This window comes from Weizmannia sp. CD-2023, assembly GCF_036225245.1.
Classification (GTDB): Bacteria; Bacillota; Bacilli; order Bacillales; family Bacillaceae_C; genus Weizmannia; species Weizmannia faecalis.
In genome coordinates this window covers 58,710-74,553 of the sequence record NZ_JARTJQ010000071.1, presented here as the reverse complement: position 1 = coordinate 74,553, position 15,844 = coordinate 58,710, and the positions used below count along the sequence as shown (strand labels likewise).

The 15,844-nt window shown below is 46.1% G+C and carries 13 protein-coding genes and 1 pseudogene; 1 reads left to right on the top strand and 13 read right to left on the bottom strand.

The features are described from left to right. The 13 genes and pseudogenes from P9687_RS10395 to P9687_RS10335 all read right to left on the bottom strand — a co-directional run. Window positions 1-814 (bottom strand): annotated as a pseudogene (locus P9687_RS10395) (hypothetical protein); the annotation flags it as partial. Between the two features lie 4 nt (window positions 815-818). Further along, window positions 819-1,148, bottom strand: a complete 330-nt coding sequence (locus tag P9687_RS10390) for a hypothetical protein (protein WP_035190267.1) — start codon at window positions 1,146-1,148, stop codon at window positions 819-821. Further along, a complete protein-coding gene (locus P9687_RS10385) occupies window positions 1,149-1,844 on the bottom strand; it encodes a DUF5081 family protein (protein WP_035190270.1) in 696 nt (231 codons plus the stop codon). Next, complete coding sequence (locus tag P9687_RS10380) at window positions 1,841-2,140, bottom strand: WXG100 family type VII secretion target (protein WP_035190274.1); 300 nt, start codon at window positions 2,138-2,140, stop codon at window positions 1,841-1,843. The genes P9687_RS10385 and P9687_RS10380 overlap by 4 nt, the downstream gene beginning before the upstream one ends. Beyond that, window positions 2,127-2,528, bottom strand: a complete 402-nt coding sequence (locus P9687_RS10375; RefSeq protein ID WP_035190276.1) for a hypothetical protein — start codon at window positions 2,526-2,528, stop codon at window positions 2,127-2,129. The genes P9687_RS10380 and P9687_RS10375 overlap by 14 nt, the downstream gene beginning before the upstream one ends. Next, window positions 2,521-7,053: a type VII secretion protein EssC gene (gene essC / locus P9687_RS10370; protein ID WP_035190278.1), complete on the bottom strand. Its 4,533-nt coding sequence runs from the start codon at window positions 7,051-7,053 to the stop codon at window positions 2,521-2,523. The genes P9687_RS10375 and essC overlap by 8 nt, the downstream gene beginning before the upstream one ends. Window positions 7,054-7,067: 14 nt before the next feature. Next, on the bottom strand, window positions 7,068-8,420 hold the full coding sequence (gene essB / locus P9687_RS10365) for a type VII secretion protein EssB (protein WP_168985961.1): 1,353 nt from the start codon (window positions 8,418-8,420) through the stop codon (window positions 7,068-7,070). A 36-nt stretch (window positions 8,421-8,456) separates the two neighbouring features. Then, the gene (locus tag P9687_RS10360) at window positions 8,457-8,708 is read right to left on the bottom strand and encodes an EsaB/YukD family protein (protein WP_168985960.1); all 252 of its coding nucleotides are present in this window, start codon (window positions 8,706-8,708) and stop codon (window positions 8,457-8,459) included. Window positions 8,709-8,745: 37 nt separating this feature from the next. Next, window positions 8,746-9,234: a type VII secretion protein EssA gene (gene essA / locus P9687_RS10355; RefSeq protein ID WP_168985959.1), complete on the bottom strand. Its 489-nt coding sequence runs from the start codon at window positions 9,232-9,234 to the stop codon at window positions 8,746-8,748. Further along, complete coding sequence (gene esaA, locus P9687_RS10350; RefSeq protein WP_211161951.1) at window positions 9,209-12,919, bottom strand: type VII secretion protein EsaA; 3,711 nt, start codon at window positions 12,917-12,919, stop codon at window positions 9,209-9,211. Before esaA ends, essA begins: the two co-directional genes overlap by 26 nt. 158 nt (window positions 12,920-13,077) lie before the next feature. Next, the gene (locus P9687_RS10345) at window positions 13,078-13,473 is read right to left on the bottom strand and encodes a hypothetical protein (protein ID WP_168985958.1); all 396 of its coding nucleotides are present in this window, start codon (window positions 13,471-13,473) and stop codon (window positions 13,078-13,080) included. After that, window positions 13,436-13,732 (bottom strand): WXG100 family type VII secretion target, encoded by a 297-nt coding sequence (locus tag P9687_RS10340; protein ID WP_035181994.1) that lies wholly within the window; start codon window positions 13,730-13,732, stop codon window positions 13,436-13,438. The genes P9687_RS10345 and P9687_RS10340 overlap by 38 nt, the downstream gene beginning before the upstream one ends. Before the next feature lie 295 nt (window positions 13,733-14,027). Next, on the bottom strand, window positions 14,028-14,534 hold the full coding sequence (locus tag P9687_RS10335) for a hypothetical protein (protein WP_328228655.1): 507 nt from the start codon (window positions 14,532-14,534) through the stop codon (window positions 14,028-14,030). 189 nt (window positions 14,535-14,723) lie between these two features. Between P9687_RS10335 and P9687_RS10330 the strand changes: the two genes are divergently transcribed. Further along, window positions 14,724-15,833: a 5-methyltetrahydropteroyltriglutamate--homocysteine S-methyltransferase gene (locus P9687_RS10330; RefSeq protein ID WP_168985956.1), complete on the top strand. Its 1,110-nt coding sequence runs from the start codon at window positions 14,724-14,726 to the stop codon at window positions 15,831-15,833. The last annotated feature ends 11 nt before the right edge of the window (window positions 15,834-15,844 follow it).

The following is a 15,844-nucleotide window of genomic DNA, read 5'->3' as shown; positions in this document are numbered from 1 at the left end:
CGATATCGAGCGGCGCCAGCACCCCGCGGAAGACTCTTTCCCCGGTGCCGAGTTCCCTGCCCGAAATCCAATCCTTTCCAGTGGCGGCTGATTCCAACTCTAATGTACCATACGCGATGCCCAGAGCCAATCCCGCTGGCGGGCAGATGATTGAGGTACCGACAATGACGGCAAGGCTTGCGATCTGACCCCAAAATTCTTTTTTCTCCTGCCCGTCACGGATCGAGTCGTACTGAAAAGCGCGTGAATGCAGGACAGCCTGTTCATAATCTTTTTCGGAAATCTCCTGATCCGGGTTTTGTAGTTTCCAATTGTCATATTCCTCTTTCATCTGCTTCGCATAAGCGTTACTGCCGCTGAATAGGTCTTCCAGAGTGACTTCTGCCTTTGGAACTTCCATGGTGTTCGAGCCGTACTCGCCTGGGATGACAACCGTTTCTTTGGCGCCGATTCTGTTTTTGGTTTTCACATCCGTAATTGATAAGTCGCGCATTGCCGTGGCAAATGCGTCGATATCCTGATAAAAAGGTTCATCAATCGTGCGGTCAACAATATCGCCGACTTTTCCTGCAAAGTCATAAAGCACTTTGAAATCTTTGTAGATTCCCTGGTAAACCCCTTTATGTCCGGTATGTGAAAATGAAATGGCGCCATCGACGTCATATTTGGCGATGGCAGACTGGGCATCCTCCAAATTTTCACTGATGTCTTTCAGGTTGTCGATCATACCCTTGCCCCATGCGCCCAGCCCGATTAAATTGCCAATCCCCTGCCTTGTTTTTTCCCAGTCTGAAGGGATATATTTGACATCCACCCGCTTATACCTCCAGTTTTGCGATAATTTGTTTGGCAATATTTTCGTCTAGTTCGATCATGGTGTTTAAAACGTCAACAATAAGCGCGGAAGCTCGGCTGTAATGATCGTATAATTCCATAATCTTTTCATTCGCTTCATCATAAACTTTCATTGTTTCTTTTGCTTTTCCGGCTGTATAGTAATCAAGATCACTGAGCTTTTTTATATTGGCAGCAGCGTTATTTTCAAGCTCTGACAAAATTTTGTGCAAATAATTATAAATAGACGCCATTTCGTCCGGATTAATATTAATTGTGCCGGATCCTCCGCCTCCCATGTTCACATTTGCCATCTATTTTGCCTCCTTGTAAGGAAATTCCAGATCATCAAAGAGCATTTTCAAAAACCAGTACTGGCTCGCATGATAATGTTTCTTCCTGGGCACATCCGTCATGATCAGTTTTTCATCTTTTAAAAAGATGAACCATTGTTCGTAAAACTTTGGGTTTGTGGCTTCCATCGGCTGTTCATTCAAGTGGAAGACTTCGAGATTCATAAACGATTGGCCGGGCTCAAAGCTTTCAACTTCTCGCCTTTCCTCATGATCCAGTTCCCGCCGCAAAAAATTGCGTTCCCCTGCACTGGGTTCTCTTCCGATAAGGGGGAATTGGTCGCTCAAAAGTTTCAGCACAAACGCTTTCGAGATCAGACGTAATTGGTAGCTGTTTTGCTCAAGTTCCACTAAAATAACCAGTTTATCTGGATTTTTCTTTATAAAAGCAAACATTAAATTGTTTACTCTGACATATTTTTCGCTTTTATAGTAGTTTTCCAAAGCCTGAATGACCATTACCCCAATTTTGGTAAGCCTGCCTGCGGGGGTAAGGATTTCTTTTTCAATCAGTTGTTCCTGTGCTTCTTTAAAAACAGCCTCTCCTTGCAACTCATATATTTGCTTATCCGGAAGACCAAACAAAACATTTCCGTCAAAAGCTGCAGCTAATAAATATAACTCCGCAACATTAAACCTATCCGTCGAGGCCGTCATAAGCTTCTCACCTCCTTAACGGACGGATCATTCATGAAATCTCCCATATAGGTTTCCAAATGGTTTAAAGCTTTTGTCTGTTTTGCAACAGCCTTTTCCATCTCAGCATGGTACTTGTGGATAATTTCAATATAGGTAAGAAAAGCATCCCTTGATTTCCCGCTCCACTCTGCTGAATGAAGAAAAGAAATCAATTGATCACATGTTTCTTTCGAGCTTCTGATGGATGTTTCTAAGGCTTTCGCTGCAGATTGTGCTTCGTTCAGCTTCGCGCCATCAATCTTAACGCTTCCCATACAGTTTCTTCATCCTTTCTTCAAATGCTTTTATTTCTTTTTTCGCTTTTTCCTCACGCTCCTCTGCTTCTTTCACCGCCAGCTGTTTATAATGCATATATTTTTCATAAGCTTTATTTTTCGCGGAAACAAGGTCTCCCTTTTTTTGCTTCTCCTGATCAAAATACTTCTTTAGTTTATTGCCCAGTTCTTCCTTTTTAGGGTCAAAGTCATTTGAAGGAATTTTGGAATTTGAAAGGTTCGGGACGCTGCCTGTATAACTGCTGTAAGCAGCGTCTGCTTCATTCATATTATTCTCAAAGTCCTGTAAAATTTTTTTGAGATGATCATATAGTGTTTTGTAATGATCCCTTTTGATTTCCGTATCGGTTTTAAAAAAATCAAACATGTTCGCCCACTTCCTCTCTTGAATGATATGGAGCAGCAATTTTAATTTTTTCGGCCTTTCCGTTACGGATATAGTATGCTTCGTAAGGCGCAAGACTCTTTTCCTTATAAGGACGGTTCAAAACTTCGAGCATATTCTGGTCTGCGATTCTTCCAATTAGCACACCCGATTTTTGTTTTTTCACCACCGTGGAGATATCGTCATATGTTCTTTCAATCCTGCCCAGTATACCTCCAATCACGAAATGGATGCCCATGCGCGGGCCGGATTCAATCAGGTCGGCAAAAATGGTTTGTGACTGTAGTGGCATTTTCTCAATGACATTTGAAAGATCTGATACAAATACGACAAGTGGCCTGGCTTCTTTCACAAACGTACGGATTGTTGCATGGCCCCCCGTTTCAGATTGAAGCCGTCGGAACGCATCCTCCCTCGTTTCATAAAGTTCCTGGATTCTTGCTGCCAACATATCCATTGAATCACTGTTATCTGCATACAAATTAACATGGTCACGGTATGTGTGGAAAGCCGAAGAATCATTGTCGGTTAACGCCACATCAATTTTTTCATTTAAGGAAATACTTGAGACCAAAGTTAAGAATGTTTGCTCCAGTGCATCGACCGATTCTGCCAGGATCAAAACATTTTGTTCTTCAACGACATTCAGATCAACCGGCTCCACATCCTCAAAATCAACTGCAAATGGAATGCCTCCATACGCAAGAATTTCTTTCGATTTTGGGCTTGAAATAAAATTCATAAAATGAACGACTTCCGGCACCATTGGGATCGGCAATGGCACTTGCCCTTTCCAAGCGTCCCGCATTTGCTTCGCTTCCCGTTGAATATTTTCGATGATTTGCAATGTATCCATTCCTTTAACCGGCAATGCTGTCTGGAACATAACTGGCTGATCCAATTTAATTAAGCCGCGGCCAGGTATTTCTTCAAGCATGAGATCTGTCCTGCCAACAATGTTGCGGACTTCGGTGCCATCGATCATATATAGGGCAATTTGGTGTTTTATATTGGCAATCACTGGTGCTTTTAATGCACTTTGACGGCCAGCACTAATGGCAAGATGAATACCTGTGCCTGCACCTTCCCGTGCAATTTGTGCCAACGCATTTTCAAAATCTTCCCTGTAGGAAGCATCAAGCATGGATTCAACGGTATCAATAGCGAGCAAAATTGCAGGAACCTTTTCCCCGCTTGCCTTCTCGTACATGTGGATATTGGCGACACCATACTTGCTTAATTTTTGCTTTCGCAATTTAATTTCATTTTTTATTCTTCTGATAAGCTTCCCAATTTTTATCTCTTCATCTCCCATAATCGTATCTGCTACATGAGGCAGTTCTTTTAAAGGAAGCAGCCCGTTTGTCCCGAGGTCAACCAGGTAAACATGGAGTCTTTCGGGATTATGCTGTCTGGCCAGATCGATCACCAACGTTTGAAGAAACGTGGATTTTCCGTACCCTGGGCTAGAATAAACAGCAAGATGTCCGTCTTTTGTCAAGTTCAGTTCAAGCGGTTTCTGCATTTGCATTTCCGGCAGATCTAAATAGCCTACAGTTGCTTTTAAGTTATTGTCGGTGTAGTTCCAACTTTCCCTAAAATCCACCGCATGCAATTCCGGCAGATAGATCCGCTCTTCAAGCGGCGGCAGCCACGGTTTTGGTAGTTGGGCGATGCCGAGTTTTTTGGCGCGGGCATGGATCCAATCGACGATGGCCTCGAGTTCGGTCGGGACTTTGGTAATTTCTTTCTGGTTAGCAAGCCCGCTTAAGTCTGCAGAAATGGGTTCGTACTGGCCAAGGTCGTTGATCGCGTAAATCGTGGTGTCCAACATGTCCTGGTCGTCCTGGTCCGGGACGTAGTTGGCGCCGCTCCATGCGCTTTGGAACAACTCATAGACTTCATTGTTGCCGACCTGCAAATAGGCGCGGCCCGGCAAAGTGATCTCTGCAGCGTCCGGCGTTTTTAAAATTCCCATGGAATCGCTTGTGTTTTGGACTTTGAGCGCGAGTTTGAATTTTGAATTGGACCAGATTTGGTCGTCGACAACCCCGCTCGGTTTTTGCGTTGCCAAAATCAAATGGATACCGAGTGACCGGCCGATGCGAGCAGTCGACACGAGTTCTTTCATAAAATCGGGCTGTTCCGATTTCAGTTCGGCAAATTCGTCCGAAATCAGAAACAAATGCGGCATCGGTTCTTTTGCTTCCCCCGATTTATACAGTTTTTGGTACTGGTTAATATGGTTCACATTGTATTCCCCAAACAGGCGCTGGCGTTTCTCAAGCTCCGCCTTAATGGAAGCAAGCGCGCGCATCGACTGGGCGCCGTCGAGGTTTGTAATCGTGCCGGCAAGATGCGGCAGTTTCCGGAACAGGTTCGCCATCCCGCCACCTTTATAGTCGATCAGCAAAAATGCGACTTCATACGGGTGAAAGTTAACGGCAAGCGAGAGAATATAAGATTGAATAATTTCGGATTTCCCTGAACCGGTTGTCCCGGCAATCAAGCCATGCGGGCCGTGCGCTTTTTCGTGGAGGTTCAGCTGAACAATATCTTCCTTTCCGCGCAGCCCGAGCGGCACAGCCAGGCTTTTATATGTTTCATTTCGGGCCCAGCGCGCTTCAATTTCAAGATCTTCCACCTTTTCCACGCCGTACATTTCAAGAAATGTGACGCTTTCCGGAATGGCATTTTTCAAGTTTTGCAGGTGGTTTAATGGCGCGAGTGCCCGCGAAATATCTTCCTTATGAAAGTCTGCAGGGAAATGGTCGGGCTTAAACCGTTTGTTAACGAGCTCTCCGTTTTCGATCATGATATTGCCGTATTGTGCATCGCGGATATCAATGACCGTTTTCACATGTTCCGGCAAAGACTGCAAAACATCTTCGACGAATACAAGTGAAACCCCGATTTCGGTCGGATCTTCATTCAAGTATTCCATAATGGTGTGATCCAGAATCAGCTTTTCATCGGTGATAAAAATGACAAAATGCGGCGAAAAATATATTTTTTCATTTTTATTTCCTTTTTCTTCGAGGCTTAGTTTTCTGTCTTTTAAAATCTGATAAAGCGAATTGAGCACCTGGTCACGGGACCGCTCATGATAGACAAAACCGCGCACGTTCATCTCACGTAAACTGGCATGCGGCAGCCAGCGCATCCAGTCCCATTTTTCTTTTTCTTCTTCCGGAAAAATGACGACAAACTGGACGTCATGGTAGCTGTGAAACAAGGCAATTTGCGCCGCCAAGAGCTGCAGCTGTTCAAGGACAAGATGGCGCTGCCCGATGTAGCCGACGGGACATTCAGCAAGCGTGGCGGTCACCGGCACATTTTCAAGCGTCAGGTATTGCGACCAAATTTTACGGGCCTCTTCCACAAGCTCATCTTTCTCCTGTGTAAATTCCTCAAGATTAAATTCAATCGGAAAACTCGATTTGACATCCCCTGTGCCTGCCCTATACATCAGAAAGTCATGGTGAAACATCGTTTTCTCATAAATCCGCGGATCAATTTGGACCGCCATGTCGCGGATTTTCCCAATATCCGGATAATGGTAGAACAAAGCATGGCGCTGTTCTTCCGCCGCTTGATGCAGTTCGTGCGATTTTTCTTTTAAATAGGCCCTGTAAGATTCGTCCCGCTCTTTAATATTTGCACGATACTGCCGCAAATTTTTCAAATAAGAAGTGATCGCAAAAATCACCGTGACGACGGTCATTGACAGCATAATAATCAGGTAAAAGCCGTTGTGCTGAAAAATGGAAACGACGACAAAGGCCGCGATCATAACAAGCGGCGGGACAATGACCCGTGCCAGCTGTTCGCTCGGTTTGGTCGGCTTGACAGGTGGTTTTGCAATTTTGCGTTTTTCTGCCGGCTCCCTGTAAATGATTCTTGGCGAGCGGTGGTAATCCGGATATTCCTCCGGCAACCGGTTTTCGCTCCTGTACAAAGGGGCCAGGGTGGTGTGAAAAATATCCGCCGGAGCGAGCATTTCCAGTTCATGTTCCCCGATATTGAGCAGCATGCCTTCTATAAACAACTGGTCGCCCGGCTCGATTTCGGCGCCGTCATTTGCAAGCGCAAAGTTGTGGAACATTTGCCCCTTGTTCAACTGAAGCCGGAAGCTTGTGCCATCACGCAACAGCACAAAATCCGCATCAGTATTGAGCAAGCGGACATCATCTCCGCCGCCCGTTCCAAATGTGACAGCCTGTTTTGTGGAAACATCATACAAATTTCCAGCCTTTTCCACACCCAAGTACAACCGGACAGCCCCGTTTTTTGTCCCGATTTCCAAAGTTTTGCCCGCTTCAAGCATTTCCCCATCCAACCGGCATGCGCGGCCATCCCATTGGATAACAACCGGGTCCGCAAGCCCGTTAAAATAGATGTGTGCCTCCTGCAGATCCCCGATTTTGATTGTTTTCGGTTCCTGTTCTTTCAAATGGCATTTATGCAACTCGTTTCCGTATGTCGCATACAAAATCCGTTGGGCCATTTTTCTCCCTCCGCTCATTTTTCGCCCGAATCTTTTTTGTCATTCCCGGTATCCTTTGCATTCTTTTTAGGATCCTGTTTTTTATCTTCTGCTTTATGTTCCTGCTTGCTGGCAGCATCTGCCGGCTGGGTGGATGCATCTGTCCCGGTTGCCGCATCATCCGTTCCCGCCGTACCGGTGCCTTTTTCCGATCCGGCATCGTCCGCATTGATCGGAATGCCGTATTTCTTTGCATAGGATTGGGCTTTTTCTTCGTATTGCGCCACCTTTTCTTCCCTTTCCGCACCGCTTAATTGGGGATCATTCTGGGCCTGTTCCTCTTTTTTAAGATAAGCATAGACAATCAGGACCGGGTCATTCATATAAAGCGCGAGATCCAAAGACTTGTTTAAATTTCCGCGCCCATTGTATATCCAGTACAGCAAATAATTCGGATCACTTTTTAAACTGATATTGTTCATCACATTGGTTTTCGCTTCATCATCCATGTTTTCTGTTTTTACATAAGAATAGGCCAAAACATATTTTCCGGCAGCAGGCAGTTTTTCCGGATTCATATCGTTAAAATCGCTGATGACACCTGAATAATTTTCGGAAAGAAAATCATGGTGCGCAGCGAGAAGATGCTGCTGGAACGGGAATTTCATAAATGCGAAATAAATAAGCGGAATGGCAAGCAGGATGCAGACTGCCATCATCGCATAGGACAACCGTTTGAAAAGGCGGAACTGCTTTTTCGGCACGGTTTGCATCGTGCGCTCCGCTGCTTTCTTTTCCAGGAGGTACTGCTCATAAAGAAATGCGGCAAGCTCCCCGGCATCCTCCATCCCGGCAACCCGGCGTTCAAATTCCGTTTCTTTGACATGTTCTAAAGAACCGGCATACAGCTCGTCATAGGTGTATTTTTTGGAGAACAGCGCAACTGCCAGACATTTATACCGGTATAAAAATTCATCCCCATTTTGTTCGTACGGCGGCAGCACACCGCGGATCCCCCTGTACAGACAAAACGGCATCAGATTTTCGTCAAACACAAGATTTTGCGGATGAAAAAAGCAGATGAATCTCGTATCAAAGCATTTCCGAAATCGCGCCAGATTGTGCAACAGCCGGAGTTTTTCACTGCGGCTTAATCGCATGGCGTTCTCCCACGGGTTCAGGCCTTCTGTCTGGAATGAAAAAGTGAAAACGTCTTCCCCCTCTTCCACCGTTACCGGGAGAAACAAATCCATCGTTTCTTCCAAAAGGCCCAGCTGCCGGGCATCTTTTACACGCGTCTGCGATTTTGCCATTTCGAGCTTCCACACGCCGCCGTCCATTCTGTACTTTATTTCCGCGGCATTCATCTTTACAAGTTTTTCCTCCATCTGTCCGGCTCCCCTTTTCAAACAAATATGTAAACATTACAAAACAACCAGAATATCTCCGTTTGCAACCGGGAAGTCCCAAAGCCTGTCGTCATCTGATATGACGAGTTTTTTAGCCGGGATTTTTACCGCAAACGGGCGGGTTTCTTCGGCGTCAAGCCCAAGGGCATCGATTAACTGGGAAAGCAGCTGGCGGACAGGCTGATGGACGGGAATCCGCACATCATACCTGCCTTTTTGCCATTTTTGAAAATCAACGGTTACATTTAAATGCGCTCCGGTCGGCATCCCTTGACCCTCCTTACATCATTGTTGATGTGAAAATTCAACTGTCTTTCCGCAATACGGCATAAGCGCCACCTGCCACCAGACAGACAGCACCGAAAAGCGAACCAGCGAAAATTCCTACATGCCCGCCTTCCTGCTTGTTTTTTATTTCCGGCCTGTCTGCAGCATCGGTTTTGTAGTCTTTTGAAAAAAGGGACGAGGCCATTTTGGCTGCAGTCGTTTGTTTCGTACCGGTTTTTTCCGTAAACAAAGTTTTTTTCAATTGTTTGCCGATTTTCGCTTCCGCCTGTTGCTTTGCTTTTACGGTTTCGACCGTTTGCTTTTTAAAAAGATCGGGAGCGATTTTTTCCTGCGCGGTTTCCACTTCCTGTTGGTCCCCGCTGCTTTCCCCGATACGGCCCGATTCAATCTGCAGCTTTCCGCTATGCTCCAGGTTGTCTGATGCAAAAGCCGGCATACCATGGAGGGCAAACGCGGCAAACAAAGCCGCGATTGCCACATTAAAGTGCCTGATGGACATCGTCATCTTCCGCCTCCCCTGCTTTTGTAAAGCGGTTCAGAACAAACAGCTGGCCGATTTCTGCCAGTAAGCCAACAGAAACGAGTACAATCAGGTAGCGCACGGAATCCACATTGTGACTGTCAAACCCAGCAAGCAAGTTCTGGATATACTGTAAAGGCGAAACCCGCTGCCACATTGCAGCTGCCGAGGCCGGATCAAAGTGGATGCCGAGCGTATCCGTGAGAAACAAATACAGGCAAAGCACCATCAACAGAAGAAACATGCCGGCCATCTTCAGTTGCCGCAACAAGTATACGGCAACAGCCACCATTGAAAAACTGATGGCAACGGACAATCCGATCCATGGCAGATATTTATCCTCTGCGATATGCAAATAGGCAGCTGAAATTGCGCCAATCAGCAGGCCTTCCACAATTCCTACACCAGCAGTCAGTACAGCCGCCGGCATATTGGCCGCATACAACGGCTTTTCTTCTTCGAAAGAACTGCCGGAAGCGCGCCGTTTTTCAAAGGTTGATAGGACATAGGCCGTAAACAGCGCGGAAATGAAGAAAATCAGCACGAGATAGTACGGCACAAAACTGTCTTTTGCAACGATCGTCCCGCTGTTTTTCGTCTGTACTGGATTGGACAAAAAGTTTAGCAAATCTTCATTCGGACGGTTGCCGATACGACTGTTTGCCAATACACCTGCGAAATTTTTCGCAAATTTCTCATCGCCCGAAAGCTTGTTGAGCAGATTGTCAGAAAGCGAATTAGCCCGTTTAACCAAAGTCTGCCCGCTCGTTTTGATGTCCCCGGCCTGCTTGTCAATTTCATCAAAGGTTGTAAAAACGGTGTCCGCAGCATGCAGGTTATGCTCGGATACTTCTTTTAATGACTCGCTTGTTGCAAGCAGCGTAGTCAGACGATCCCCGAGGGAAACGACCGTTGTTCCTTCTTTTCCCATGCTTTCAGTCATTTGCCCGTTGTCTTTTTGAAGATCGAGCGAAGTTTGCCGCCAGTCATCCAGCTGCTGGAGCGTTGCCGCAATGGCGGTATTCATATTTTCCGCCTGTGCCATGGCAGCCTGGATTTGCGATGCCATTTGATCGGCATGGCTTTGCGTTTCTTCCACAAGCTCGAGCCAGCCGTCCGTTTTGTTTTTCAATGCTGCCGTCTGTGCACGGACATCTTCTGAAATCTGCCCGGCAATATAAGCGGCAAGCACATCCGCGATATTCTGCTTGTTAAACAGGTAGTACAGCGAGTCTTCCGTTGCAGCATCTTTTAAGCTGCCGGCACCCGCCAAATCATCTGCATTTTTTCCAAAGTACAGTTCATACAGCATTGCGGTCTTCTGATATTCCCGGATTGTTTCATTTAAACTCTTCATCAGTTTGTTTTCCGGATCATCCGTGAGCATCGTCATCGCTTGGTGCGAAATCGTATTGTTGACAATCGTGACCGGTTCTGGCTGCTGTGTGCCGCCCGCGTTTCCGCTTGTGTCCCCGGTCCCCCCGTTTCCGGCGTCACCATTTCCGGGATTTTGAGGATCCGTACCTGTTCCGGTCCCCGTGCCGTTATCCGTATTGCCGGCTCCATTTCCGGTTCCTGTGCCATTATCCGGATTGTCATTTGTTGTGCCATTCCCCGGATTGTCGTTTGCTGTGCCGGTTCCGGAGCCATTCCCCGGCGCGTTGCCAGCCCCATTTCCGGTACCGGAGCCGTTACCCGGATTGTCATTTGTTGTGCTAGTTCCAGAGCCATTCCCCGGTGTATTGCCGGCTTCATTTCCGGTTCCTGTGCCATTATCCGTGTTGCCGGCCTTGTTTCCGGTCTCCGTGCTGCTATTTGCTGGACTGCCGCCATTGCTGGATCCGCTTCCTTTAGAACCGCTGTCTCCTTTATCGCCAGCCCCGCTGTTTGCGTTTCCGCCAGTGCTCTTCGGGGTGCCGCTAACGGTTGTTTCGCCCTTACTTGCATGTGCTGCATTGGTGCGGGTGTTACCAGCCGTGCTGCTTTTTTCCATTTTTCCATTTTTCTTTTGGCTACTCCCGTCATCACCGGTTTTTCCTTTGCTGTCTCCCGCATCTTCCTGTTTAATTTTCCAGGACCAGGCAACCGGCTCAAAAAGTTTTACGTCTTCCCGATCCTTTTTCAAAATGACTTTTGCTTTGACTGAAAAAGGTCCTTGAGCCGTTTTTGGAAGCGTGACCCCGTTATCTTTTACATCGTTCGCCCCATATGTTTTCTCTTCGCCGCCAGGGAGAACGAGGGTCAGTTTTTCCAACGTAAAAGCATCCGGGATTTGAAGCGTAAAAATTTGCCCGTCTTTCTTCATTTCCGGCAGGTCTGCGACTTCATCCGATAAGACAAGCCCATTTTCTTCAAGATTTTTCTTGATATCCTCCACTTGTTCCACAATCGGCAGCGTCTCATTTTTTGCCAGAGGGGTGTATCCGAATTCTTCGTCATATTGGTTCGTAACGGAAATGACGTTTTTTAAGCCAGAAGATACTGATTCATCCAAACCGGCATTTTCAATTTCCTCTAATTTCAGTGCCGGCAGTTTTTCAATTTCGCGCTCAATAGCAGCCCGGATTGCTTTGTCAGGCCCTTCAAAAAACCGGTTTAACGGGACCTTCTGATCCCCCGCGTTGAAATTTTTTTGCAGTTGCCCGCTAATCGACTGCTGCAGGTCGGATTGGAGAGTCGTTTCTAGGTCGTTCTGCTGCGCACGGAGCGCATTCGCCGTATCAGCCAGATATTGCCGGATTGTATCGGATTCGAAGCGGATATTCGCATCTTCACCCGTTTTATTGCTGAACTGGGCGCGCACCGCTTCATTCGCAAGGTTAAGGCCATCAAGCTGTTGTTTGACGGCTTCGCTCGTTAGCGCGTCATTTAAAGAAAGAAGGCGGTCGCTGAAATTTTTGGCAAGGGAGTCGGTCATATTTTTCATTTTGACATAATCCAAATAATCGTTTTGGAGTGAGTCCCCTTCCTTTTTGCCATCTGCCAGTACACTGCTGTTGCTTTTCAGCAGATCCTGAAATCCTTTAAATGCCTCTTTTGAAAGCTGCGACTGGTCCTGGACCGTTGCAAATTGCCCGGTGTATCCGGCAATCGGCGCCTTCACATGTTGAATGTAATCTGATGTATGTTTTTTTTCTTCGTTTACAAGGGCGGATACATTGTCCTGTGCATCATGCAGATTGCCAAGGACACTGGCAAAATAAACATCGATAATCCGCCGGTTAAAATCTTCGAGAAAGGAGCCGGCTGTTTTTTCAGCTTTTGCCTTTAAAGCAGAGCTGTCCGATGCATTGACTTTATAATCGAGCACAATATTTTGCGGATTTTTGGAATCAATGGATAATGCCCTTTTTGTAAAATCGCTTGGGATGACGATCATCATATTGTATGTATTGTTATTCAGTCCATTTTCCGCCACCCCGCGGCTTACAACATACCAGTCCTGGCTGTTGTCTTTTTCAATACTTTTGACAAACTCATTTCCAAATGTGTATTTTTTTCCATTAAATTGGCCGCCTTCGTCTTCATTGACGAGCGCCACTGCCATTTTCCTGTCATCATCGCTCGTCGTTCCCTGCTTTGCCGCGTCTAACCCAAAATAAGAACTGCCAGATGTCAGGACAAGTATAAATAGAAGAAATACGGCTCCCCCTGCTAACCATCTTCTCAAAACTTTTCCACTCCCCTCGTTCCTTTTTGATTGGAATTAAAATGGATGTTTCTATAGCTGTATGCCGCGTGAAAACCGATATGGAAGTTTCAGATATGGCGAGAAAACGTAGTTTCATTCGTTCAATACACGTTTTATGCTGAATTTTTCTTTCAAAACTATAAAATGAATGAACCATCGCTACTTTGTTGCCGGCTGCAAAAAGGAATCATCATACAAATGGATGACCTTGTCTCAATGTAAAAACTAAGGGTTTCAAGGATGATTCCCACTGGTCTCGAACCAGCAACCTCCCCCCCCAAGGTGGCGCTCTCCCAGCTGAGCTTAAGTTCATTTATAATAGGTGCATATTTCAGGTTCATTGCCCATGCCGGCATGAATGCAGCACCATCAAAGGAATAAAAATGAACAAGCGCATCTTTCAGAGATAGATAGCTTCCGTCTTGCATTTTCAATAGAGAAAAAGCCACACAACGGCTGTCGCGTGGCTCTTTGTGGAAAAAGACTGCAGATGTGTTATTGAAGCCCGAAGTTCCGGGACAATTCTTCATCATGCTGCGCAACTGCATCCGCCGTTTTGTTCAGCTGCGTATTAATGTCATGCATGAGCTGGGCAAAATTTTGTACTTTCGGCTTCAGCTGGTTGAACTGGTCATCGAAGCCCTGGAACGCACGGCCCTCCCATTCCCCACGTAATTCATTTTGCAGATTGGTAAGGTCCCTCAACAATTGTTCAATTTGCTGCCCGGCATTGCCGTAGCGCTGTGCCTTTGCCTTGAGTTCTTCAGGCGTCATTCGAATTTGTCCTGCCACCATCATTTCCTTTAATCATTTAAACATCATGCAAACACAAAGTTGCTCTATATACTAATCACCCCATTTTCTGTGCATTAGTCAAATTGTTTTATATTTTTTCCGAATTATTAATTGGGACTTTTGTCGTACTTTTGTATTTAATTTTAAGTAAATCATCCACCTTTTTATCTATATTAGAGGTGGAAATATGGGAATATTAGCCTATAAAAATACATTTTCTGGAATTTATATTACAAATATTACATTTTGTCGTTCTTTTTTCCTATTTTCGTGATGAGGCTATTGGACGGGGCTAACGCTTTTGTCTTTTTGGGCCGGTGTAAAGGACAGTTCGCTGGAAAGCTGGAATGCTTTTGTCTTTTTGGGCCGTTGTAAAAGACAGTTCGCTGGAAAGCTGGGACGCTTTTGTCTTTTTGAGCCGGTGTAAAAGACAGTTCAGTGGAAAGCTGCGACGGTTTTGTCTTTTTGAGCTATTGTAAAGGACAGTTCGGGGGAAAACTGGGACGATTTTGTCTTTTTGAGCTGTTGTAAAGGACAGTTCGCTGGAAAGCTGGGACGCTTTTGTCTTTTTGGGCAGGTGTAAAGGACAGTTTGCTGGAAAGCTGGGACGCTTTTGTCTTTTTGGGCCGGTGTAAAAGACAGTTCGGTAGAAAGCTGGAATGCTTTTGTCTTTTTGAACCGTTGTAAAAGACAGTTCAGTGGAAAGCTGCGACGCTTTTGTCTTTTTGAGCTGTTGTAAAAGACAGTTCAGTGGAAAGCTGCGACGGTTTTGTCTTTTTGAGCCGGTGTAAAAAGACATTTTGGTCGGCTCCTGGCCCGTTTTTCTCCTTTTCATCCCTTGCAAAGGAACATTCAGTGACGGGTAACCCGTTTTTGTTTTTGATCTTTTGCTTGCAGTCCATCACTTGACACATTCATTTGCCAAAAAGCGGTTTACTTTTCTTCCTTTTTTTGCTATCATTCTAAATATTTACAAGAAAAGGAGAAGATGCAATTGGCTAAAAAGACAACACCCCCATTCCGCGCCGATCATGTCGGGAGTATGCTCAGGCCGGAAAAGTTGAAACAAGCCCGCCGCCGGCAAGAATCAGGCGAAATCCCAAAAGAGGCGCTGCGTGAATTAGAAAATGAGGAAATCAAAAGGATTGTGGAAAAGCAGAAAGAAATCGGCCTGCAGTCTGTAACGGACGGAGAATTCCGACGGGCTTACTGGCATTTTGATTTTCTCGAAAATCTTACTGGTGTGCAAGGATACGAATCCGGGGGCGGCATCCAGTTTAAAGAAAAGCAGACTAAATCGCATTCCATCCGGATAATCGGAGATCTGGATTTTTCCGGCCATCCGATGATTGATGATTATAAATTTTTACATAGCATTGCCGGGGACCACACGCCTAAAATGACCATTCCAAGCCCAAGCATGCTGCATTTCCGCGGCAAGATTGCATACGGGCGTTACCAGGCGGATGAAGATTTGTTTTTCCACGATCTTGGAAAAGCTTATAAAAAAGCGATTGCCGCTTTTTACGATGCCGGCTGCCGCTATTTGCAGCTCGATGATACAGCATGGGCATACCTTTGCTCCGATGAACAGAAGGAACAGCTGAAAGCCCGCGGGCTGAATCCGGACCATCTGGAAAAACTTTATGCACGCACCATCAATGAAGCAGTCAGCGGACGACCCGAAGATTTGACAGTTACGATGCACATTTGCCGGGGTAATTTCCGCTCGACATGGATTGCTTCTGGCGGCTATGAACCGGTCGCCGAAACGCTATTTAATGGCCTCAATATTGACGGATTTTTCCTAGAATATGACAGTGACCGCGCCGGCGGATTCGAACCCTTGCGCCATGTACAAAGGAAAGACCTGCAAATTGTGCTCGGCCTTGTCACTTCCAAATTCGGCGAGCTCGAAAATGCGGACGATGTGAAGCGCAGAATTGACGAAGCCTCCAAGTATGTCCCGCTTGAACAGCTTTGCCTCAGTCCGCAATGCGGTTTCGCTTCCACAGAAGAAGGCAATCTGCTTACTGAGGAAGAACAATGGGCAAAACTATCACACGTGGTAAAGATTGCCGGGGAAGTTTGGGGATAGCCGGCAAGTCC

Bases quoted from the DNA above. Each gene is read 5' to 3' on its own strand.
- P9687_RS10335 (WP_328228655.1), bottom strand. From the start codon at position 14,534: ATGTCTTTTTACACCGGCTCAAAAAGACAAAACCGTCGCAGCTTTCCA.
- essB (WP_168985961.1), bottom strand. From the start codon at position 8,420: ATGGAGGAAAAACTTGTAAAGATGAATGCCGCGGAAATAAAGTACAGA.
- P9687_RS10375 (WP_035190276.1), bottom strand. From the start codon at position 2,528: ATGTTTGATTTTTTTAAAACCGATACGGAAATCAAAAGGGATCATTAC.
- P9687_RS10345 (WP_168985958.1), bottom strand. From the start codon at position 13,473: ATGATGAAGAATTGTCCCGGAACTTCGGGCTTCAATAACACATCTGCA.
- P9687_RS10385 (WP_035190270.1), bottom strand. From the start codon at position 1,844: ATGACGGCCTCGACGGATAGGTTTAATGTTGCGGAGTTATATTTATTA.
- essC (WP_035190278.1), bottom strand. From the start codon at position 7,053: ATGGCCCAACGGATTTTGTATGCGACATACGGAAACGAGTTGCATAAA.
- essA (WP_168985959.1), bottom strand. From the start codon at position 9,234: ATGACGATGTCCATCAGGCACTTTAATGTGGCAATCGCGGCTTTGTTT.
- P9687_RS10330 (WP_168985956.1), top strand. From the start codon at position 14,724: ATGCAATTGGCTAAAAAGACAACACCCCCATTCCGCGCCGATCATGTC.
- P9687_RS10380 (WP_035190274.1), bottom strand. From the start codon at position 2,140: ATGGGAAGCGTTAAGATTGATGGCGCGAAGCTGAACGAAGCACAATCT.
- P9687_RS10390 (WP_035190267.1), bottom strand. From the start codon at position 1,148: ATGGCAAATGTGAACATGGGAGGCGGAGGATCCGGCACAATTAATATT.
- P9687_RS10360 (WP_168985960.1), bottom strand. From the start codon at position 8,708: ATGCCGACCGGAGCGCATTTAAATGTAACCGTTGATTTTCAAAAATGG.